Source organism: Streptomyces sp. ITFR-16 (genome assembly GCF_031844705.1).
Taxonomy (GTDB): domain Bacteria; phylum Actinomycetota; class Actinomycetes; order Streptomycetales; family Streptomycetaceae; genus Streptomyces.
Genome location: NZ_CP134609.1, coordinates 1,824,319 through 1,844,428, shown reverse-complemented (window position 1 = coordinate 1,844,428; position 20,110 = coordinate 1,824,319). Strand labels below are relative to the sequence as shown.

At 73.4% G+C, this 20,110-nt stretch carries 16 protein-coding genes; 11 read left to right on the top strand and 5 right to left on the bottom strand.

From position 1 onward, the window contains the following. Window positions 1–8: 8 nt before the first annotated feature. The 7 genes from RLT58_RS08155 (at window position 9) to RLT58_RS08125 (ending at window position 10,737) form a co-directional block, all read left to right on the top strand. Window positions 9–2,924: a Na+/H+ antiporter subunit A gene (locus RLT58_RS08155; RefSeq protein WP_311309727.1), complete on the top strand. Its 2,916-nt coding sequence runs from the start codon at window positions 9–11 to the stop codon at window positions 2,922–2,924. Further along, window positions 2,921–3,535, top strand: a complete 615-nt coding sequence (locus RLT58_RS08150; RefSeq protein WP_311309726.1) for a Na(+)/H(+) antiporter subunit C — start codon at window positions 2,921–2,923, stop codon at window positions 3,533–3,535. Before RLT58_RS08155 ends, RLT58_RS08150 begins: the two co-directional genes overlap by 4 nt. Beyond that, window positions 3,532–5,187 carry a Na+/H+ antiporter subunit D gene (locus tag RLT58_RS08145; RefSeq protein ID WP_311309725.1) on the top strand — a complete coding sequence of 552 codons (1,656 nt, stop codon included), beginning with the start codon at window positions 3,532–3,534 and terminating at the stop codon, window positions 5,185–5,187. Before RLT58_RS08150 ends, RLT58_RS08145 begins: the two co-directional genes overlap by 4 nt. Continuing rightward, the gene (locus RLT58_RS08140; RefSeq protein ID WP_311309724.1) at window positions 5,184–5,822 is read left to right on the top strand and encodes a Na+/H+ antiporter subunit E; all 639 of its coding nucleotides are present in this window, start codon (window positions 5,184–5,186) and stop codon (window positions 5,820–5,822) included. Before RLT58_RS08145 ends, RLT58_RS08140 begins: the two co-directional genes overlap by 4 nt. Next, window positions 5,819–6,154 carry an MrpF/PhaF family protein gene (locus RLT58_RS08135; protein ID WP_311309723.1) on the top strand — a complete coding sequence of 112 codons (336 nt, stop codon included), beginning with the start codon at window positions 5,819–5,821 and terminating at the stop codon, window positions 6,152–6,154. The genes RLT58_RS08140 and RLT58_RS08135 overlap by 4 nt, the downstream gene beginning before the upstream one ends. Then, window positions 6,151–6,504 carry a monovalent cation/H(+) antiporter subunit G gene (gene mnhG / locus RLT58_RS08130; protein WP_311309722.1) on the top strand — a complete coding sequence of 118 codons (354 nt, stop codon included), beginning with the start codon at window positions 6,151–6,153 and terminating at the stop codon, window positions 6,502–6,504. Before RLT58_RS08135 ends, mnhG begins: the two co-directional genes overlap by 4 nt. 213 nt (window positions 6,505–6,717) lie before the next feature. Beyond that, entirely contained in the window at window positions 6,718–10,737 is a 4,020-nt protein-coding gene (locus tag RLT58_RS08125) for a bifunctional nitrate reductase/sulfite reductase flavoprotein subunit alpha (protein ID WP_399131847.1), read from the top strand. 60 nt (window positions 10,738–10,797) lie between these two features. Here RLT58_RS08125 and RLT58_RS08120 read toward each other — a convergent pair whose 3' ends face one another. The 4 genes from RLT58_RS08120 to RLT58_RS08105 all read right to left on the bottom strand — a co-directional run bounded on the left by RLT58_RS08120 (window position 10,798) and on the right by RLT58_RS08105 (window position 14,960). Beyond that, window positions 10,798–12,750 (bottom strand): ABC transporter permease, encoded by a 1,953-nt coding sequence (locus RLT58_RS08120; RefSeq protein ID WP_311309720.1) that lies wholly within the window; start codon window positions 12,748–12,750, stop codon window positions 10,798–10,800. 69 nt (window positions 12,751–12,819) lie between these two features. Further along, a complete protein-coding gene (gene modA, locus RLT58_RS08115) occupies window positions 12,820–13,638 on the bottom strand; it encodes a molybdate ABC transporter substrate-binding protein (protein ID WP_311309719.1) in 819 nt (272 codons plus the stop codon). A gap of 139 nt (window positions 13,639–13,777) precedes the next feature. Beyond that, on the bottom strand, window positions 13,778–14,173 hold the full coding sequence (locus RLT58_RS08110; protein ID WP_311309718.1) for a TOBE domain-containing protein: 396 nt from the start codon (window positions 14,171–14,173) through the stop codon (window positions 13,778–13,780). A gap of 91 nt (window positions 14,174–14,264) precedes the next feature. After that, window positions 14,265–14,960 carry a TetR/AcrR family transcriptional regulator gene (locus tag RLT58_RS08105; RefSeq protein WP_311309717.1) on the bottom strand — a complete coding sequence of 232 codons (696 nt, stop codon included), beginning with the start codon at window positions 14,958–14,960 and terminating at the stop codon, window positions 14,265–14,267. Window positions 14,961–15,303: 343 nt separating this feature from the next. Between RLT58_RS08105 and RLT58_RS08100 the strand changes: the two genes are divergently transcribed. Then, window positions 15,304–16,131: an SDR family NAD(P)-dependent oxidoreductase gene (locus RLT58_RS08100; protein WP_311309716.1), complete on the top strand. Its 828-nt coding sequence runs from the start codon at window positions 15,304–15,306 to the stop codon at window positions 16,129–16,131. Window positions 16,132–16,159: 28 nt separating this feature from the next. Continuing rightward, on the top strand, window positions 16,160–16,567 hold the full coding sequence (locus tag RLT58_RS08095) for a TOBE domain-containing protein (RefSeq protein WP_311309715.1): 408 nt from the start codon (window positions 16,160–16,162) through the stop codon (window positions 16,565–16,567). A 15-nt stretch (window positions 16,568–16,582) separates the two neighbouring features. On the opposite strand, the gene RLT58_RS08090 is transcribed toward RLT58_RS08095, so the two are convergent. After that, window positions 16,583–18,094 carry a helix-turn-helix domain-containing protein gene (locus RLT58_RS08090; protein ID WP_311309714.1) on the bottom strand — a complete coding sequence of 504 codons (1,512 nt, stop codon included), beginning with the start codon at window positions 18,092–18,094 and terminating at the stop codon, window positions 16,583–16,585. A 316-nt stretch (window positions 18,095–18,410) separates the two neighbouring features. On the opposite strand from RLT58_RS08090, the gene RLT58_RS08085 reads away from it, so the two are divergent. Continuing rightward, a complete protein-coding gene (locus tag RLT58_RS08085) occupies window positions 18,411–18,896 on the top strand; it encodes a molybdopterin-dependent oxidoreductase (protein ID WP_311309713.1) in 486 nt (161 codons plus the stop codon). Between the two features lie 141 nt (window positions 18,897–19,037). Next, complete coding sequence (locus RLT58_RS08080) at window positions 19,038–20,096, top strand: vWA domain-containing protein (RefSeq protein WP_311309712.1); 1,059 nt, start codon at window positions 19,038–19,040, stop codon at window positions 20,094–20,096. Window positions 20,097–20,110 lie beyond the last annotated feature (14 nt).

Here is a 20,110-nt window from a genome sequence, read left to right as displayed (position 1 = left end):
GGGGCCGTATGACCGCGCTCATCGTCTGCCACTTCGTCCTCGCCGCCTGCGCGCGCCCGCTGGTGCGGTGGCTGGGGACGCGCGCCTTCCTGGTGCTCGCCCTGCCGCCCGCGGCCACCACCTGCTGGGCCTTCACCCAGTGGAACACCGCCGCCTCCGGGGGCTCGGCCGGCTGGTCGTGGACCTGGATGCCGGCCTACGACGTCACCGTCGGCCTGCGCCTGGACGCACTGGCCGAACTCATGGTGCTGCTCGCGGCCGGCGTCGGCACGCTCGTCCTGGTCCACTGCGCCTCCTACTTCACCGACGCCACCCCCCGGCTGGCCGGATTCGCCGGGAACCTGCTGGCCTTCGCCGGGGCCATGCTCGCCCTCGTGCTGGCCGACGACCTGATCACGCTCTATGTGTTCTGGGAGCTGACCACGGTCTTCTCCTACCTGCTGATCGGATACGACAGCGAGCAGCGGCACAGCCGCCGCTCCGCGCTCCAGGCGCTCACCGTCACCACCCTCGGCGGACTCGCCATGCTGGTCGGCTTCCTGATCATCGGTCATGTCGCGGGCACCTACCGCATCTCCGCGATCCTGGCCCACCCGCCCGCCACGAGCGCCGCCGTCTCGGCCGCCGTCGTGCTGATCCTGTGCGGGGCGCTCTCCAAGTCCGCCGTGTGGCCCTTCAGCCTCTGGCTCCCGAACGCCATGGCCGCGCCCACCCCGGTCAGCGCCTATCTGCACGCCGCCGCCATGGTCAAGGCCGGGGTCTACCTCGTCGCGCGGCTCGCGCCCGCCTTCTCCGACGTCCCCGTCTGGCGGCCCGTCGTGATCACCCTGGGCGCCGCGACCATGCTGCTCGGCGGCTGGCGGGCGCTGCGGCTCAACGACCTCAAGATCGTCCTCGCCTACGGCACCGTCAGCCAGCTCGGCTTCCTCACGCTGCTCGCGGGCGTCGGCAACCGCGACGCGGCGCTGGCCGCCGCCGTGATGATCCTCGGTCACGCGCTCTTCAAGGCCCCGCTGTTCCTCGTCACCGGCATCGTCGACCACGCCGCCGGCACCCGGGACCTGCGCAGGCTCTCGGGAGTCGGCCGGGCCCTGCCGCACGTCTGCGCCGTCGGGGTGCTCGCCGCCGCCTCGATGGCCGCCCTGCCCCCGCTGCTCGGCTTCGCCGCCAAGGAGGCCGCGTTCGACGCGCTGCTCTACGGCGACACCGTGGACCGCTGGGCACTGGGGATCGCGGTGGCCGGGTCGATGCTGACCGTCGCGTACACCGTCCGGTTCGTCTGGGGCGCCTTCCTGCGCAAGCCCGGAGTCGCCGACACCCCCGTCCACCGGGTCGGCTGGTCCTTCCTCGCCGCGCCCGCCCTGCTCGCGGTCTGCGGGCTCGTCCTCGGCCCCGGCGTCGGCTGGACCGACCGGCTGCTGAGCACGTACGCGAACGTCTTCCCGCCCGTCGCGCACCCCTACCACCTCGCGCTCTGGCACGGCTGGGGCACCGCCCTGTTCCTCTCCGTCCTCGCCACGGCGGGCGGCGCCGTGCTCTTCGCCGCGCGCGACCGGATCACCCGGCTCTCCCGGCGCATCGCCTGGCCCACCGCCGACGGCGTCTTCGGCCAACTGCTCCTGGGCCTGGAACGCCTCTCCCTCCAGGTCACCGGCTTCGTCCAGCGCGGCTCGCTCTCCGTCTACCTCGCCACCACCCTGCTGGTGATGCTCGCCGGCCAGCTCGCCGTGCTCGTGGCGGACCGGCCCTGGCACGGCGCCGGCCCGCCCCGGCTCTGGGACGTACCGCTGCAGGGCGCCGTCGCCGCGCTGACCTGCGTGGCGGCCCTGCTCTCCCTCACCGTCCGGCGACGGATGAAGGCCGTGGTGCTGGCCGGGCTCACCGGATACGGGACCGCGCTGCTCTTCGTCGTCCAGGGCGCCCCCGACCTGGCGCTCACCCAGTTCTGCGTGGAGACCGTCTCCATGATCGTGTTCGTGCTGGTGCTGCGGCGGATGCCGGTCCACTTCCAGGAGTCGGTCAGCAGCTGGCGGCGGGCCGTCCGCATCCCCGTGGCCCTCGCCGCCGCGGCCACCCTGAGCGTCGTGGTCTGGGTCGCCGCCGCCGCGCGCACCGCCGCCCCGGCGGGCGCCGCCATGGTCGAGGAGACCGCGGACCACGGCCTCAAGGACGTGGTCGCCACGATCCTGGTGGACCTGCGCGCCTGGGACACGATGGGCGAGTCCGCCGTGCTGGCCGCCGCCGCGATCGGCGTCACCAGCCTCATCTATCTGCACCGCCGCGCCGAGGGGCCCGCCGCGCCGCCGGAGTCCCGGGGGCACACCGCCTGGTCGGTGACCACGGGCCCGCTGACCGGGCTGCCGCAGGGCGACGAAGGAGCCCCCGAGCGCAGCTGGCTGGCGGCCGGTGCCACGCTCGCGCCCGAGCACCGCTCCATCGTCTTCGAGGTGGTGGCCCGGCTGCTGTTCCACCCGATCCTGGTGCTCTCGGTGTATCTGCTGTTCTGCGCCGAGAACATGCCGGGCGGCGGCTTCGTCGCCGGTCTGGTCGCCGGAGTCGCCCTGATCACCCGATACCTGGCGGGCGGCCGCTTCGAACTCGCCGAGGCCGCGCCCCTGCAGCCCGGCCTCTTCACCGGACTCGGCCTCTTCCTGTCCACCGGGGTGGCCCTGCTCGGCCTCACCCACGGCGCGGTCCTGCACGCCTGGACCTACCACGGCCACCTCCCGCTGATCGGCGACTACCACTTCGGTACGCCGGTGCTCTTCGACTGCGGTGTCTATCTGCTGGTCCTGGGCGTCGTCCTGGACATCGTGCGGGCCCTCGGCGCCAAGGTCGACCGGCAGATCGAGCGCGCCGCCGCCGAACAGGCGGGCGGGCGCACCCCGGGACCGGCCACCGGAGCGGAGGGCGCCGCCCCATGACCGTCAGCGCCTCACTGCTCGCCACCGCCGCCGTCCTGTGCGCGGTCGGCGGCATCCTCATGCTCACCCGGCCGCTGACCCGGATCCTGCTGGGCGCGGTCGTCGCGGGCAACGGCATCAACCTGCTGATCCTGTCCGCCACCGGACGGGCCGGCCGCGAACCCCTGCTCTACGGCGTCGATCTGGGCCGGGTCACCGACCCGCTGCCCCAGGCCATCGCCCTCACCGCCATCGTCATCACCCTCGCCACCACCGCGTTCCTCCTCGCCATGGCCTACCGCAGCCACCAGCTCACCGGCACCGACGAGGTCCACGACGACCTGGAGGACCGGCGGATCGTGCTCCGCGCCGAGGTGCTGGGGGAGCGCGACGAACTGCGCGAGCAGTACCGGGCCGAGTCCGAGCGCACCGCCGAGGCCCGCCGCCGCTACCGCGAGGAGCGCCGCCGGCTGCGGGCCAGACTGCGCGCCGACCGCGCCCTCCAGGCCCGGGGCCGGGACGCCTCCGGCGACCTGTGGCACGACGTGCTGGGCGCGGACCCGGAGGACTACGCGCGCCAGGACGCCGAGGGCCCCGCACCCGACGCCGAGAACCCAGGAGACACCGGATGAACGCACTCGTCCCGCTGCCGGTGCTGCTGCCGCTCTGCGCGACCGGACTCAGCCTTGCCTTCGGCACCCGGCTCAAGCAGTTCCAGCGCTTCATCAGCGTCGCCGTCCTCACGGCCGTCCTGGGGCTGTCGGTCGCGCTGATGGTCGCCGCCGACAGCCAGGGCCCGCTGTCCGTGCACCTCGGCGACTTCGCACCTCCGCTCGGCATCACCCTGGTCGCCGACCGGCTCTCCGGCCTGATGCTGACAATCTCCTCGGCCGTCACCCTGTGCGTCCTGGTCTACTCCCTGGGCCAGGGCATGTCCGACCGGGACGAGGAGACCCCCGTGGCGGTCTTCCACCCCGCCTATCTGATCCTGGTCGCCGGGGTCTCCTGCACCTTCCTCGCCGGGGACCTGGTCAACCTGTACGTCGGCTTCGAGATCATGCTCGTCGCCAGCTTCGTCCTGCTGACCCTCGGCGGCACCGGCCCCCGGGTCCGGGCGGGCTCGACCTACGTGATCATCTCGCTGTTCTCCTCGCTGCTCTTCCTCACCGCCATCGCCATGACGTACGCGGCGACCGGCACCGCCAACTTCGCCCAGCTGGCCGGACGGCTGGCCGCGCTCCCGCTCGGCGTCCAGACCCTGATCCAGGCGATGCTGCTGACGGTCTTCGCGATCAAGGCCGCCGTCTTCCCCCTCGCCGCCTGGCTGCCCGACTCCTACCCGACCGCGCCCGCCCCCGTCACCGCGGTCTTCGCCGGCCTCCTCACCAAGGTCGGCGTCTACTGCATGCTGCGCACCGAGACCCTGCTCTTCCCCGGTAACCGGCTCGGCGACCTGCTGATGCTGGCCGCGCTCGCCTCGATGACCGTCGGCATCCTCGGAGCCGTCGCCCAGACCGACCTCAAGCGGCTGCTCTCCTTCACCCTCATCAGCCACATCGGCTACATGGTCTTCGGGATCGGACTCGCCACCCGGGAGGCGTACGGCGGCGCGATCGTCTACGTCGTCCACCACATCACCGTGCAGACGACCCTCTTCCTGGTGGCCGGGCTGATCGAACGCCGGGGCGGCACCACCGAACTCACCCGCCTCGGCGGCATCGCCCGGGCCGCCCCGGTGCTGGCCCTCCTCTTCTTCGTACCCGCGATGAACCTGGCCGGGATCCCGCCGCTGTCCGGCTTCATCGGCAAGCTGGGACTCATGCGCGCCGGTGTCGACGACGGCGGGGTCTGGGCCTGGATCCTGGTCGTCGGCTCCGCCGTGACCAGCCTGCTCACGCTGTACGTGATGGCCAAGGTCTGGAACCTGGCCTTCTGGCGGGCCGCGCCCCCCGGCCAGGCCGCCGACGGCACCGTCCTGGAGTCCAAGGACGAGGACGACGACGGCGACGCCGACGCGGGCCCCGACCGGATGCCCGGCACCGGCGACGAAGGCGTACGCCTGCGGCACCAGCCGGCCGGGCGCGCGGTCGCCGCCACCCTGCACGGCCACGCCGTCACCACCACGACCAAGCTGCCGCGCCCCATGACCTGGGCGACCGCCGCCACCGTCGTACTCGGCCTCGCCTTCACCGTGTTCGCCGGACCGCTCACCTCGTACACCGACCGCTCGGCCGTCGAACTCCTCGCCCGTACCCCCTATGTCGAGGCGGTGCTCGGCCGGTGAAACGCCTCATCACCTTCTCCTTCCGCAACAAGGACCTGCCGCCCTTCAGCTGCGAACTGCGCGGCAGCCGGCGGCGCGTGCTCGACCTCCCGCTGCTGGCCTGGCTCACCGTCATCTGGGTGCTGCTCTGGTCCAGCCTGAACTGGGCCAACGTGCTGACCGGCCTCGTCGTCGCGGTGGCCGTCTGCCTGGCGTTCCCGCTGCCGCAGGTGGACCTGGGGCTGCGCCTGCACCCCTGGGGCATCCTGCGGCTGGCCGGCTATCTGCTCTACGACATGTACACCTCCGGCGTACGGGTCACCCGGCAGATCTTCGGCGACCACCCGCACCGGGCGGCCGTCATCGCCGTCCCCCTGCGCTGCCGCTCGGACCTGATGCTCGCCGCGACAGCCGTCGCCGTGTCCAACGTGCCCGGCGGCTCGGTCGTCGAGGTCCGCCGCGCCACCGCCACCCTCTTCCTGCACGTCCTGGACGCCGACCGGCCCGCCGAACTGGACAAGGCCCGGCGCACCGTCCGGCGGCTGGAGGAGCTGACCGTACGGGCCTTCGGCACCCGCGACGAGATCGACCGGGTCGCCGGGCCGCCCCCACCGCACCCCGGCGAACGGCCGGGCGACCAGGAGGAGGACGCATGAGCGCGCCCGAGACCGCGGACCGGGTGCTGCTCATCGCGGCCGTGGTCCTGATCGTCCTCGCCGGCGCCGGGCTGCTGGCCCGGATCTGGTGGGGCCCCTCCATGCTGGACCGGGCGATCTCGCTGGACGTCTGCGCGGCGCTCATCATCGCCGGGCTCGGCGCCAAGTCGGCGTTCGCCCGGGACCCGTTCTACTTCCCGATCATGCTGGTGCTGGCCTTCCTCGGCTTCACCGGTTCGGTCGGCATCGCGCGCTTCATCGCCGTACGCGACCGGCCGCCGGGCCGGCCGCGCGCCGCATCCCCCCGGCGGACCGACGAGGACACCCCATGAGCGTCTGGCTCCAGACCGTCGACACAGCCGGCGCGGTCCTGGTGCTGATCGGCGCGGCCGTCTGTCTGCTCGGCGTCCTCGGCATGCTGTGGTTTCCCGACGTGCTCTCCCGCAGCCACGCCGCCACCAAGCCGCAGTCCCTCGGCATGCTGATCGTGCTGGCCGGGGTCGCGCTGCGGCTGCGCAGCGGAATGGACCTCGCCACGCTCGGGCTGATCGGCTTCTTCCAGCTGATGACCGGCCCGGTGGCCGCCCATCTGGTCGCGCGCTCCGCCTACCGGACGGGCCAGGTCGACCACAGCGAACTGCTCTTCGACGAACTCGACGAACAGCTCACCGAGGAGGGCTGACCCCCGCCCGGACGTCTCACACCCGGGGCCCGGGGGATGTGCGGCGAGCGTTACCGCCCATGATCGGCCGGGGTCATCCCGGCGTAACGGACCCTTCGTACGGTCGGGGCACGATCCGATCGACGGAAGGTCCCTGCGGTGCCCCCACCGACCTCGTCGGCCGACGTCGCTCAGGTCCGTACGGTCTGCTCGTACTGCGGGGTGGGCTGCGGCATGGTCCTGGACATCGCCTCCGGGCCCGACGGACGCCGTACCGTGCTCAAGGCGTCGGGCGACAAGACCCACCCCGCCAACTCCGGGCGGCTGTGCACCAAGGGCGCGACCACGGCCGACATGCTCGCGGCCCCCGGCCGGCTCACCACCGCGCTGATGCGCCCCGGGCGCGGCTCCGAGGCCGTGCCGGCCGGTGTGGACGAGGCGATCACCGCCGCGGCGGGCCGGCTGCGGGCGGTCATCGACGAGCACGGGCCCGACGCGGTCGCCTTCTACGTGTCCGGACAGATGAGCCTGGAGGCCCAGTACCTGGCCAACAAGCTGGCGAAGGGCTTCGTACGGACCAACCAGATCGAGTCCAACTCCCGGCTGTGCATGGCGAGCGCGGGCACCGGCTACAAGCTCTCGCTGGGCGCCGACGGCCCGCCCGGCTCCTACCAGGACCTCGACCACGCCGACGTCTTCCTCGTCATCGGCGCCAACATGGCCGACTGCCACCCGATCCTCTTCCTGCGGATGATGGAACGGGTCAAGGCGGGCGCCCGGCTGATCGTCGTCGACCCCCGGCGCAACGCCACCGCCGACAAGGCCGACCTCTTCCTCCAGATCAGCCCCGGCACCGACCTGGCCCTCCTCAACGGCCTGCTCCACCTGCTGCACGCCAACGGCCACACCGACGCCGCGTTCATCGCGGAGCGCACCGAGGGCTGGGAGGCGATGCCGGAGTTCCTCGCGGACTACCCGCCCGCCACCGTCGCGGAGATCACCGGCCTCCCGGAGGACGACATCCGCCGCGCCGCGCAGTGGATCGGCGAGGCCGCCGAGTGGACGAGCTGCTGGACGATGGGGCTCAACCAGTCCACGCACGGCACCTGGAACACCAACGCGCTGATCAACCTGCACCTGGCCACCGGCGCGATCTGCCGCCCCGGCAGCGGCCCCTTCTCGCTCACCGGCCAGCCCAACGCGATGGGCGGACGCGAGATGGGCTACATGGGCCCCGGACTGCCCGGCCAGCGCTCGGTCCTGGCCGACGAGGACCGCGCCTTCACCGAGGAGCTCTGGGGCCTGGAGCCCGGCACCCTGCGCAAGGACGGGTCGGGCCGGGGCACCGTCGACCTCTTCCGGCGGATGGCCGACGGAGAGATCAAGGCCTGCTGGATCATCTGCACCAACCCGGTCGCCTCGGTCGCCAACCGCCGGACCGTCATCGAGGCCCTGGAGACCGCCGAACTCGTCCTCACCCAGGACGCGTTCGCCGACACCGAGACCAACGCCCACGCCGACATCGTGCTGCCCGGCGCGCTGTGGAGCGAGAGCGAGGGCGTGCTGGTCAACAGCGAACGCACCCTCACCCTGGCCCGCCCCGCCGCCGACCCGCCCGGCGAGGCCCTCGCGGACTGGCGGATCATCGCCCGGATCGCCTGCGCGATGGGGTACGCCGACGCCTTCACCTACGCCGACGCCGAGGAGGTCTTCGAGGAGATCAAGGGCGCCGCCAACCCGAGGACCGGCTACGACCTGCGGGGCGTGACCTACGCACGGCTGCGGACGACGCCCGTGCAGTGGCCCGCCCCCACCGCCGACGGCCCCGACCGCAACCCGGTCCGCTACCTCGCCCCGGACGGCGGCGGCCCGGTGTTCCCGACACCGAGCGGGCGCGCCGTCTTCCACGCCCGGCCGCACGTCCCGGCCGCCGAGATGCCGGACGACGACTACCCGTTCGTCCTCAACACCGGCCGCCTCCAGCACCAGTGGCACACCCTCACCAAGACCGGGAAGGTCGCCAAGCTCAACAAGCTCAACCCGGCCCCCTTCGTCGAACTGCACCCCGAGGACGCGGCGCGGCTCGCGATAGCCGAGGGCGACGCCGTCGAGGTCGCCTCCCGGCGCGGCCGGGCCGTGCTGCCCGCCGTGGTGACCGACCGGGTCCGCCCGGGGTGCTGCTTCGCGCCGTTCCACTGGAACGACCTGTTCGGCGAGTACCTCAGCGTCAACGCGGTGACCAGCGACGCCGTGGACCCGATCTCCTTCCAGCCGGAGTTCAAGATGTGCGCCGTGACGCTGACGAAGTCGGCCACCGAGGTCGTGATCTCCCCGGCACCCGGTGCGGTCCCCGCCGTCGAGCCGCCCGCGCCCGCCGCGCCTGTGCCCGCCGCGCCCTCGCCCGGTGCCGCCGGTGTCTTCGGCCTGGAGGACACCCCGCCGCCCGTGCTCACCGCCCACGAACGCCAGTACCTCGTCGGCTTCCTGGCCGGGCTGGAGTCGGGCAGGCCCGGGGTCCCCGTCCTCCCGGCCGGCGCGCCCTTCGACGCGGAGCACGCGCGCTGGGTCAACGGCGTCCTGGCCGGCATGTACTCCCGCACCGCACAGCCGGCCGCCGAGCCCGCACCGCCCGCCTCCCCGGGCCGCGAGGTGGTGGTGCTGTGGGCCTCGCAGACCGGCAACGCCGAGGAGTTCGCCGCCGCCACCGCCGACCGGCTCACCGAGACCGGCCACCGGGCCCGGCTCCTCGGCATGGACCAGGCGGACCCGCGCGCCCTCCCGCCCGCCGCCGACCTCCTGCTGATCACCAGCACCTTCGGCGACGGCGACGCCCCCGACAACGGCTCCGGGTTCTGGGAGGCGCTGACCGCCCCCGACACCCCGCCCCTGGACGGCCGGAGATACGCCGTGCTGGCCTTCGGCGACTCCTCGTACGACGACTTCTGCGGGCACGGCCGCCGCCTCGACCAGCGCCTGGACGAGCTGGGGGCCGTCCGGCTCGCCCCGCGCACCGACTGCGAGCCCGACTACGAACCCTCCGCCCGCAGTTGGCTGGACCAGGTGCTCGCCGGGCTCACCGGAGCGCCCGCGCCTGCTCCGTCACCGGCCTCCGTCCCGGCTCCGGCCGCCGCCGCCAGGCCCGCGCCCGCCACCGCGCGGCTGGCCGGCAACCGCCTCCTCAGTCTCCCCGGCGCCGGGAAGGAGGTCCGCCGCTTCACCTTCGACACCCGCGAGAGCGGCACACCGCTGGTCTACGAAGCGGGCGACGCGCTCGGCGTCCACCCCGTCAACAGCGGGGAGCTGGTGGCCGAATGGCTGGCGGTGACCGGCCTGGACGCCGGGGCCGGGATCGAGGTGCCCGGACTCGGCGGGGTCCGCCTCGCCGACGCGCTCCGCACCCACCTCGACATCACCCGCCTCACCCCGGCGCTGCTCGGCTTCGTCACCGAGCGCACCGGCGACCGGGCCCTGAAGAAGATGCTGCGCCCCGACAACAAGGGCGAACTGGCCCGCTGGTCCTGGGGCCGCCAGGCGGTCGACGTACTGGCCGAATACCCCGTGCGGGCCACCCCGCAGGAGTGGGCAGGCGTCCTCGGACGGCTCCAGCCGCGCCTGTACTCGATCTCCTCCAGCCCGCTGACCGACCCCCATCTGGTGTCGCTCACCGTCTCCGTCGTCCGGTACGAGAACCTCCGGGGCCGCCCGCGCGGCGGGGTCTGCTCGCCCTTCCTCGCGGACGCCGCCCCCGGCGCCCCGGTCTCCGTCTTCGTGCGGCGCGCCCCGCACTTCCGCCCGCCGGCCCGCCCCGACACCCCGATGGTCATGGTCGGCCCCGGCACCGGGGTGGCCCCGTTCATCGGCTTCCTGGAGGAGCGCCGCGCGCTGGGACACCCGGGCCCCAACTGGCTGTTCTTCGGCGAACAGCACCGGGCGACCGACTTCCTCTACGAGGACGAGCTGACGGCCTTCCTCGCGGACGGCACCCTCACCCGCCTGGACACCGCCTTCTCCCGCGACCAGCGCGCCAAGGTCTATGTGCAGGACCGGATGCGCGAACACGGCGCCAAGCTGTGGTCCTGGCTCCGGGACGGCGCCCACGTCTGCGTCTGCGGCGACGCGGCCCGGATGGCGAAGGACGTCGACCGGGCGCTGCGCGACATCGCCGTCGCGCACGGCGGCCTCGACCCCGAGGCGGCGGCGCTGTACGTCAAGCAGCTCGCCGCCGGCAAACGCTACGTACGCGACGTCTACTGACGGGCCGCGGGACAGCTCCAGAGGGCTCGGAGGGCAGAGGGCAGAGAGGGCTCAGAGGGCTCAGAGGGCGACGACGGTCGCCTCGGTGGCCTTCACGCTTGTCCACACGGCCACGCCGTCGGCGAGCGAGAGTTCGGCGGCGGCCTGCGGGGTGATCTCCGCGACGAGGTCGGGGGCCTGCTCCGAGCCGATCAGGACCCGCAGCCGGCTCCCGCTGGCGGTGATTTCCCGGACGGTCCCCGGCCACACGTTGCGCGGGCTGCCGGTGGGCCGCTCCCGGTGCACGGAGACGGCTTCCGGGGCGATGACGGCGAGCACGGGCGTACCGGCGGCCGGCAGCGGGTCGGCGACCACGAGGTGCCCGCCGTCGCGGAGCCGCAGCCCGTCGTCGGCGGCGGTGCCGGGCCAGGCGTTGCGGCCGAGCATCCGGGCGACCCAGGGCGAGCGGGGGTGGCGGGTGACATCGGCGGGCGGGGCGTCCTGGAGGGCCCGGCCCTCCTCCAGCACCAGGACCCGGTCGGCCAGCGCGACCGCTTCGACGGGGTCGTGGGTGACGATCAGACAGACGCCGCCGAAGCCCTCCAGATGGCGGCGCAGGGTGTGCCGGACCTGGGCGCGGGTCGTCTGGTCGAGGGCGGCGAGCGGCTCGTCGAGCAGCAGCAGCCGGGGCCGGGCTGCCAGCGCCCTGGCGAGCGCGACCCGTTGGGCCTGGCCGCCCGAGACCTGCGCCGGGCGGCGGTGGGCGAGCGGGCCGACGCCGAGCCGGTCCAGCCACGCCTGGGCGAGCCGGCGTGCCTCGCCGCGCGGCACCCCCCGGGCGCGCAGCCCGTACGCGGTGTTGGCCAGCGTGCTCATGTGCGGGAAGAGGGCACCGTCCTGGGGCACCCACGCCACGCCCCTGCGGTGCGGGGGGAGGGCGGTCACATCGACGGCGCCGAGCCGGAGTTCGGCGTGGGCGCGCGGGGTGAGGCCGAGCAGCGCGCGCAACAGGGTCGTCTTGCCCGCTCCGTTGGGGCCGACGACGGCGATGGTGGTGCCGGCCTCCGCGTCGAGCGTGAGCTCGTTGAAACCCGTGACCTCGGCGTGCAGCGGCCAGCTCTCCCGTACGTCCTGCGGACCCGGAACGGGCGTTCCCGCAGTGGGCAAATCCTTCGCGAGGGCGGTGTCCGGCTCGTCCGCCGGGACGTGCGAGGGCGACGTGCCGCCGCCGGGCGTCCCGGTCCACCGCCCGCGCAGGCCCAGCAGCACGGCCATCGCGATGACGAGGAGCAGCAGCGAGACCGAGGTGGCGGCCTCCGGGCTGTCCTGGAGCAGCAGATAGACCTGGAGCGGCAGGGTCTGCGTGGTGCCCGGGAGGTTCCCGGCGAAGGTGATGGTGGCCCCGAACTCGCCCAGTGCGCGCGCCCAGGTCAGTGCGGCGCCCGCAGCGAGCCCGGGGGCGACCATCGGCAGGGTGACGGTGAAGAACACCCGTACCGGCGAGGCTCCCAGGGAGGCGGCGGTCTCCTCGTAGCGGGGACGCAGTCCGCCGAGGGCGCCTTCCAGGCTGATGACCAGGAACGGCATGGCGACGAAGGTCGCGGCGAGGACGGCGCCGGAGGTGTGGAACGGCAGCGTGATGCCGAAGGTGTCCTCCAGCCACGGCCCGAGCAGGCCGCGCCGGCCGAACGCGAGGAGCAGGGCGACACCGCCGACGGTCGGCGGCAGCACCATCGGCAGGAGCACCAGGGAGCGGACGAACGCCTTGCCGGGGAAGTCGACCCGGGCCAGCAGCCAGGCCAGCGGCACCCCGAGGACGAGGGAGAGGCCCAGCGCCCAGCCGGAGACGATCAGCGAAAGGGTCAGGGCCTGGGTGGTCGCGGGGCTGGTCAGATGGGTGCCCAGCTCGCCCCACGCGGTGCGGGCGAGGATCCCGATCAGCGGCAGCAGCAGAAAGGCGACGGCCAGCAGCGCGGGGATCGCCAGGGCGATCGGCGCGCGGGGACGCGTGGCACGGCTGCGGAATCGGTTCATCGGCACCCCTGGGGCTGGAAGACCGGTGTGCCCGGCCCGCGAACGGGCCGGGCACACCGTACGGCTGCGTTACGGCTGCTGGAAGCCGGCGTCCGAGAGGATCTTCTGCGCCTCGGGCGTCGACAGCCACTTCACGAACGCCTCGGCGGCCGCGCTGTGCTTGGACGCCTTCAGCGTGGCGGCCGGGTAGGAGGCCACCGCGTTCTGCGCGTCCGGGATGTCGACGGCGTCGACCTTGTCGGCGGCCGTGGCGACGTCCGTCTTGTAGACCAGGCCGGCGTCGGCCTCGCCCAGCTCGACCTTGCTGAGGACGGCGCGGACGTTGGGCTCCTGCGAGACCGGCTTCACCTCGATCTTCTGGGCGTCGAGGATCTGCTTGCTGTAGCGGCCCACCGGCACCTCGGGCGCGGCGAGGACGACCTTGAGCTTGGTGTCGGCGAGGTCCTTGAGGTTCTCGACCTTCTCCGGGTTGCCCTTGCCGGTGGCGATGACCAGGCGGTTCTTGGCGATGACCGTCGGCGCGCCGGTGTCGCCCTTGAGCCCGTCCATGGTCTTGGTGTCGGCCGTGACCAGGGCGTCGGCGGGCGCGCCCTGCTTGACCTGGGCCGCGAGCTCCTGCGAACCGGCGAAGGAGAACGTCACCTTCGTGCCCGGGTTCTCCTTCTCGTAGGCGGCGCCCGCCGTCTTGAAGACGTCGGTGAGCGAGGCGGCGGCGAGCACCGTCAGATCGGCCTTGGGCGCGCCGCTCGCGGAGCCGGACGCACTGGCCTTCGCGCCGGTGTCCTTCTTGTCGTCGTCGCTGCCGCAGGCGGCCAGCGGTACGAGGAGCGCCGCCGTGAGGATCGCGGCCGCGGTACGCCGTCGGGCGGGGGTGAGGGTGAAGGACATGAGGGTGCAACTCCTTGGGAACGCGGTCGGCTGGTGCCGCCCGGGGCGGACAGAGGGGTGAGCCGCGTCGCGTGATCTCCTTCGCCCGCGTCCGGCCGGGAGCGTGGGGAGGGGCGACGCCGCTGGGTGGAGCGGTGGTTCAGGTGCGGTCGATGTGCACACTGGTCGACTTCACGCGGGCGGTGGCCTGCATGCCGACCTCGAGTCCCAGCTCCTCGACGGCCTCCCGTGTCAGGAGCGAGACGAGTCGGTGCGGGCCGGCCTGGATCTCGACCTGGGCCGCCACGTCACCGAGCTTGACCGCGGTCACGATGCCGGGGAAGGCGTTGCGAGCCGAGGTGTAGGACGCGTCGTCCTCACCGGCGCCGCCCTGGCCCACCTCGACGGAGAACGCGGCCAGGTCCTTGCCGTCGATCAGGCGGCGTCCGCTCTCCTCGCGATGGGTCGCGACGCGTCCGGCATCGGCCCAGCGGCGGGCGGTGTCGGGGCTCACGCCGAGAAGACGAGCGGCCTGCCCGATCGTGTAGGACTGCATGTGCCACAGAGTATGCGCTGTGAGCTCGCATTTACAGTTCTCCATGGGAAACCACATGGCAGGTGCGGGTACGGTCGGAGGAACCTCCTAATCACGCACCGCCCCCGTGCGGCGCCGGACCGTAGGCCAGCAGGAAGGTCCGCACCGCCGCGTGCGCCACCCGGCGCAGCTCCTCGTCCGGCACCGCGCGGGTGCCGAGCCGGGACCGGGTCTCCAGCGGACCGGTCAGCAGGGCGAGGAAGTGCTCGGCCGCCTCCGCCGGATCGCAGGGCCGCAGCCGGCCGGACAGGGCCAGCCTGGCCAGCCGGTCGGCCAGCGCGTCCGTGAGCCGGCTCGCGCGCCGCCCCCGGACGACTTCCAGCAGTTCGGGGAACCGGGCGAGCTCCGCGTGGAGCAGGCGCTTCAGCGCCCAGGACCGCTCGTCGCAGCAGCGCAGCAGCAGGCGGTGCGCCAGGGCTTCGAGGCGGGCGGTCAGGTCGTCCTCCGGGGCGCCCGCCGCGTCCTCGGCGGCGAACAGGTCCACGACGGCGAGGTTGCGGTCCATCACGTCGTCGGCGGCGGTCTCCATCGCGCTGCGGAAGACGTTCTCCTTGTCGCCGAGGTGGTTGTAGACCGTGTGCTTGGCCACCCCCGCGACCTCGGCGATCTCCTCCATGCAGGCGCGTGCGTACCCGCGCCGGGCGAACACGGTGAAGGCGGCGCCCAGGATCGCCTGCCGCTTGTCGATGCGGCCCCGCGAGGGGGTCCTGGGGGTGCTCGTGGTCTGGGTCCCGCGCGTTCCGCTCACCCCGTCATCGTAGCCAGCCGGCTCCAACAACTGCCCTGAGCGGTGCAGTTGAGTAGGACCGCCCGTTGCGACGAACGCATCAGTGCCATAAAGTGCACCGGCCAGTGCAATTCTTGAGAGTGCTCCCGCCGCTCGAACTCACGGAGACAGTCATGGCGCCGTTACCGCACGAACGCCTGGATCCCGCCCTGCGGCGGCGCGACGGGGGCGCCACCGCACCCCTCATCGGCATCCCTCTGCCGCACCCCGCCCGCGACCCTGGTCCCGCGGGAAAGCTGGGTGCTTCAGATGCCCGACCCGTCCTGGCCCAGCCGGAGCCCGTTCCCGCGCGAGGAGACGCCGAGTGAGCACGCTGGTCATCACCGGAGGTACCGACGGCATCGGCAAGGCGCTCGCCCTGCACCGCCTGCGCCGGGGCGACACGGTCGTCGTCATCGCCCGCGACCCCGTCAAGGGCCGCCGCCTCCTCGACGCCGCGCGCGCCGACGGGGTCCCCGGACGGGCGGTCCTCGTCACGGCCGACCTCAGCCTGCTCGCGCAGACCGCCCGCGCCGCCGAGGAGATCCGCGCCGCCTTCCCGTCCGTCGACGCGCTGGTGCTCTGCGCCCGCCACTACCGCTCCCGCCGTACGGAGACCGCCGAGGGGTACGAGGAGAACTTCGCGCTCTTCTATCTGAGCCGCCATCTGCTGGGCGAGGCGCTCGCCGCACCACTGGCCCGGGCCCCGCACCCGGTCGTCGTCAACGTCGCCGGGCCGGGGGCCGGACTCGAACTGATCCGGTGGGACGACCTCCAGCTGCGCCACGGCTACCACGGCGGGGCCGCGCTCGGGCAGGGCGGCAAGCTCAACGACCTGCTGGGCGTCGGCTACGCCGAGCGGCACGGACCGGCCGGGATCCGCTATGTGCTCATCCACCCCGGCGTCACCGCCACCGGCTTCTCCGGCGAGTACGACGCCGCGACCGTGCCGCACATCCGGTCCATGCGCCGGCACGCCAAGCCCGTCGAGGCCGCGCTCCCGCCTATCCTCGACGCCATCGACACCCCTCCCGCCGAAGCGCTCAGCGCGTTCGTCGAGGGACGGCGCATCGGGGTGGACACCCGCGCCTTCGACCCGGTGGCTGCCCGCCGGCTGCGCGACCTCACCGAAGGACTCCTCGCACAGCCCTGATCCGCCGGACAGGCCCTAGAGTGCCGGGGTGCCCTCGTACAGCATTGGCCAGGCGGCGGAGCTGCTGGCCGTGAGTCCCGAGACCGTGCGCCGCTGGGCGGACGGCGGTCACCTCGCGATGGACCGGGGCGGTGCGGGGAACCGGGTGATCGACGGCGTCAGCCTCGCCGGCTTCGCCGCCGAGCGGGCGCGGGGCCTGCATCCGGTGCCCGGCGAGGTGCTGACCTCGGTACGCAACTCCTTCGCCGGGATCGTCACCGCGGTGAAGGCCGACGACGTGGTGGCCCAGGTGGAGATCCAGTCCGGGCCGCACCGGCTGGTTTCGCTGATCAGCCGCGAGTCCGTCGACGAACTCGGCCTGGCGGTCGGCGTGCTGGCCACGGCCCGGGTGAAGTCGACGAACGTGCACATCGACCGGCCGGGTGCCCGGGGCTGAGCCGCCCCGGCCCGCTCAGCGGCACAGCAGCGCCGCCTGGAGGTCGAGCCGGTGGTCGAGGCGCGAGAGATCGCGGCCGGTCAGCAGCTCGATGCGCCCGACCCGGTAGTGGACCGTGTTGACGTGGAGGTGCAGCGCCTCGGCGGTCCGCGCCCAGGAACCGCTGTGCGCGAGGAAGACCTCCAGGGTCTCCAGCAGGGTGCGCCGCGAGGCGTCCTTCCCGTCGAGCAGCGGACCCAGCGCGCGGGAGCTGTAGACCTCGCGCACGTCCCGGGGAAGGCCGGCGAGCAGGGCGCGCAGGCCGGTGAGGTCGTCCATCGAGGTGAACCGGGCCGCCGAGGGCGCCTCCGTCCCGGCCGCCGCGAGCGCGTAACGCGCCTGGACCAGCCCGGCGCGCAGCCCCTCGGGGTCCCGGACGGCGGCCCCCGCCCCGCCGTGCAGCGCGGCGCCGGGGTGGCAGGCGTGCAGGACGGGCCACAGTGCGGAGAGCGCCTGGGGTCCGGCGTCGCCCTGCACCACGGCCACCGCCTCCCCGCCGTCCAGCGCGGCCACCGCGAAGGGCCGGGAGCCGTGGTGCAGGGCCTCGGCCAGGGCGTCCGCCGCCGTGCCCGCGTCCTCGTCACCGCCGAGCCGGGCCGCGACCACCTCGTAGGGGCCCCGTCCCGGCAGCCCGCACACCGACAGCGCGGGCCCCAGGGAGCCTCCGTCGGAAGCCGGGGACTCCATCAGCGAGACGAGCGCCCGCGCCCGGAGCCGCGCCGCTTCCTCGTCGCGGGCGGTGCCCTGCCGGTGCCGGGCGAGCACGTCGGCCAGCTCGTGCAGCACCCGGGGCGGCGCCCCCGCGATGTCCGGCAGATGGAGATGGCGGGCCGCGTAGGGGGAGCCCTCCGCCTCGACGCGCAGGGTGGCCCCGGTGGACCGGCGCAGACACCGGGCGCCCTGCCGGGCGGTCAGCGGCGGCGCCGAGGCGGTGCGGGCGAGGGTGCGCCCGGTGGAGCTGAGGAGGTACGCGGCCGGGGTGCCCAGGTGCGCGAAGGCCCGGTCCAGCAGGGTGTCGGGGCCGGCGCCGCCCCCGACCAGCGCGCTCAGCTCGTTGCGTACGTTCTCCGGCAGCGCGTAGTGGTCGGTGGGGCGGCGGCTGAGGTCGCCCCACTGCCGCAGGTAGACCGCGTCGGTGACGGCCCGGAAGCTGGTCTGCGCGGGTACGGAGATGAGTGTGACCTGCCGGGCCCGGCAGGCGTCGACGAGAACGTCGGGCACACCGCCGTGGGTCTCCTCGCCCGCCAGGAGCGCGGCGGCCCCGGCCGACTGGAGTGCGGAGACGAACCGGTCCACCTTCGCCGGGTCGTCCGCCGGGTCCCACCACACCAGCCCGCTGAGCACGACCTCGCCCCGCTGGAGGAAGCGCGCGGGGTCCTCCAGGTCCGTGGCGGTGACCCCGCTGATCTCCCGGGACAGCAGACGCTCGTCGCCCCACAGGAGGCCGAGGTCGAGCGATTCGAGCTGGAGGAGGTGTTCGACGTGCATGGTGTGGCTCCTTGCGCGACTGCCGGGCGGGCCGGGAGACCCGCTATCTCACATTCACGAGGTGAGCATGAGTCGAGTCATCGTAAATGCAAGGAGAAGTGGCCGGTACATCTCTTGGTTGATCCTCCAGCCGGCACCCTCGGGGCTCGTGCTTTTCGCTGGGGGTCCCGGACGCACCCGAGGGCGGAAACTGGTGATCGCTCTCCCGGATGCAAGCCTGCGGGCCGCTTTTCGCCGCACTTCGCGATTCCGTCGGCCGGCGTCCGGGCATACCTTCTGACAGCCGCCCGGCGGGCCGTCCTACTCGGGGAATCCGATGAGTCGTCTCAGCGCGCCACCCCCAGCGAAGTCCGTGCGGCCCGCCGCCCTGGCCCTCCTCGGGGACATCGACCGCCCCGGCACCCTGACGGTCGGAGACCTGCGGGCGCGCTGGGAGCAGCGCCACGCCGAGGTGGTCTTCGACTGCGCCACCAGCGGCTCCCGGCACCACCGGTTCGAGGGCCCGCTGCTGCGGGACGTGGTGCTGGACGCGGGACCGGTGTTCGACCCCCGCCGGCGCAAGGACCGCTCGCGCTTCCTGCTGGCCGTGGCCGGCCGGGACGGGCACCACACGGTGCTGTCCTGGGCGGAGCTGGACGCCGACTTCGGTGACGCCCCGGTGCTGCTGGCCACCCGGCTGGACGGCGCCGACCTCGACGGCGCCGGCAGCCAGCTGGTGGTGCCCACCGACCGCTGCGGGGCGCGCTACATCAGCGCCGTCACCCGCGTCTGGGTCGGCGCCTGGCCGCCGGACGGCGGCTGATCCGACGTCAGGCTCCCTTGCGGGGCTCCGTCGTCGGCCTCCGTTGCCCGGCTCCGGCGACGGGCTCCGTTGTCAGTGCCTCCCCCTACCGTGAGGACATCACTCGGGGACCCGGGGGAGCCACGGAGAAGGAGCACGCGCATGCCCGCCAACAGGATCCAGCACAAGGTGAACCACGTCGCGCTGGTCGTGGACTGTTCCGGTTCCATGCATCAGCACCAGCACCAGCTGATCCGTGTCGTGGACGAGTTCGTGGCGGGGCTGAAGGCCGAGTCGGACAGCCTCGGCCACGAGACCCGGATCAGCCTCTACTCCTTCGACCACCGGGTGGAGAACCTGGTCTGGGACATGGACGTGAAGCACCTGCCGTCCATGCGCGGCCTCTACAAGGTCAACAACGGCGCCACCGCGCTGATCGAGGCCTCGCTGAAGTCCCTGGACGACCTCGGCCACATCTGGGAGGAGTACGGCGAGCACAGCTTCCTCCAGATCGTCGTGACGGACGGCGAGGAGAACGCCTCCGGTGGCGACCGGCGGCACGACGGCGACATGACCGTCCTCGGCCCCTGGCTCGACCGGATCGCGGCGAAGATGGGCGCCCTCCCGGGCCACTGGACCTCCGCGATCCTCGTCCCCAACTCCCTGGCGAAGCGCACCGCGCAGAACTACGGCTTCCCGGCGGGCAACATCGCCATCTGGGACGCCGACTCCCAGGAGGGCGTCGAGGAGGCGATCGGCACGGTACGGGCCGCCGCCACCAGCTTCCTGCGGGGCCGCGAGCAGGGCGTGCGCGGCACGAAGAACCTGTTCGCGGTCGGCCAGGACATATCGGTGGACGACGTGCGGGCCCATCTCGAACCGGTCCCGGCCGACAAGTACCGCCTCCTCAAGGTCGACACCGAGACCGAGATCCGCGCCTTCGTCGACTCGCACCCGGGCGTCACCTACGAACGGGGCTCCTGCTACTACCAGTTGGGCAGCCGGGTCCAGGTCCAGCCCGACAAGGAGGTCATCGTCGTCGAGAAGAACACCGACCGCGCCTACACCGGCGACGCGGCGCGCAGCCTCCTGTTCGGTACGGGGGTCAGGGGCACCGTCTCCGTGAAGGCGGGGAACAACCCCGAGCTGGAGGTCTATGTGCAGAGCCGCTCGGTGAACAGGAAGCTCAAGGCGAAGACGCGGCTGCTCATCATGGTCTGAGAAGTCCGGAGCGT

What these genes read in the sequence shown, in the direction of transcription:
- RLT58_RS08080 (WP_311309712.1), top strand. Translation starts at nt 19,038, where the DNA reads ATGCCCGCCAACAGGATCCAGCACAAGGTGAACCACGTCGCGCTGGTC.
- modA (WP_311309719.1), bottom strand. Translation starts at nt 13,638, where the DNA reads ATGTCCTTCACCCTCACCCCCGCCCGACGGCGTACCGCGGCCGCGATC.
- RLT58_RS08145 (WP_311309725.1), top strand. Translation starts at nt 3,532, where the DNA reads ATGAACGCACTCGTCCCGCTGCCGGTGCTGCTGCCGCTCTGCGCGACC.
- RLT58_RS08135 (WP_311309723.1), top strand. Translation starts at nt 5,819, where the DNA reads ATGAGCGCGCCCGAGACCGCGGACCGGGTGCTGCTCATCGCGGCCGTG.
- RLT58_RS08090 (WP_311309714.1), bottom strand. Translation starts at nt 18,094, where the DNA reads ATGCACGTCGAACACCTCCTCCAGCTCGAATCGCTCGACCTCGGCCTC.
- RLT58_RS08155 (WP_311309727.1), top strand. Translation starts at nt 9, where the DNA reads ATGACCGCGCTCATCGTCTGCCACTTCGTCCTCGCCGCCTGCGCGCGC.
- mnhG (WP_311309722.1), top strand. Translation starts at nt 6,151, where the DNA reads ATGAGCGTCTGGCTCCAGACCGTCGACACAGCCGGCGCGGTCCTGGTG.
- RLT58_RS08120 (WP_311309720.1), bottom strand. Translation starts at nt 12,750, where the DNA reads ATGAACCGATTCCGCAGCCGTGCCACGCGTCCCCGCGCGCCGATCGCC.
- RLT58_RS08085 (WP_311309713.1), top strand. Translation starts at nt 18,411, where the DNA reads ATGAGTCGTCTCAGCGCGCCACCCCCAGCGAAGTCCGTGCGGCCCGCC.
- RLT58_RS08125 (WP_399131847.1), top strand. Translation starts at nt 6,718, where the DNA reads ATGGTCCTGGACATCGCCTCCGGGCCCGACGGACGCCGTACCGTGCTC.
- RLT58_RS08150 (WP_311309726.1), top strand. Translation starts at nt 2,921, where the DNA reads ATGACCGTCAGCGCCTCACTGCTCGCCACCGCCGCCGTCCTGTGCGCG.
- RLT58_RS08110 (WP_311309718.1), bottom strand. Translation starts at nt 14,173, where the DNA reads ATGCAGTCCTACACGATCGGGCAGGCCGCTCGTCTTCTCGGCGTGAGC.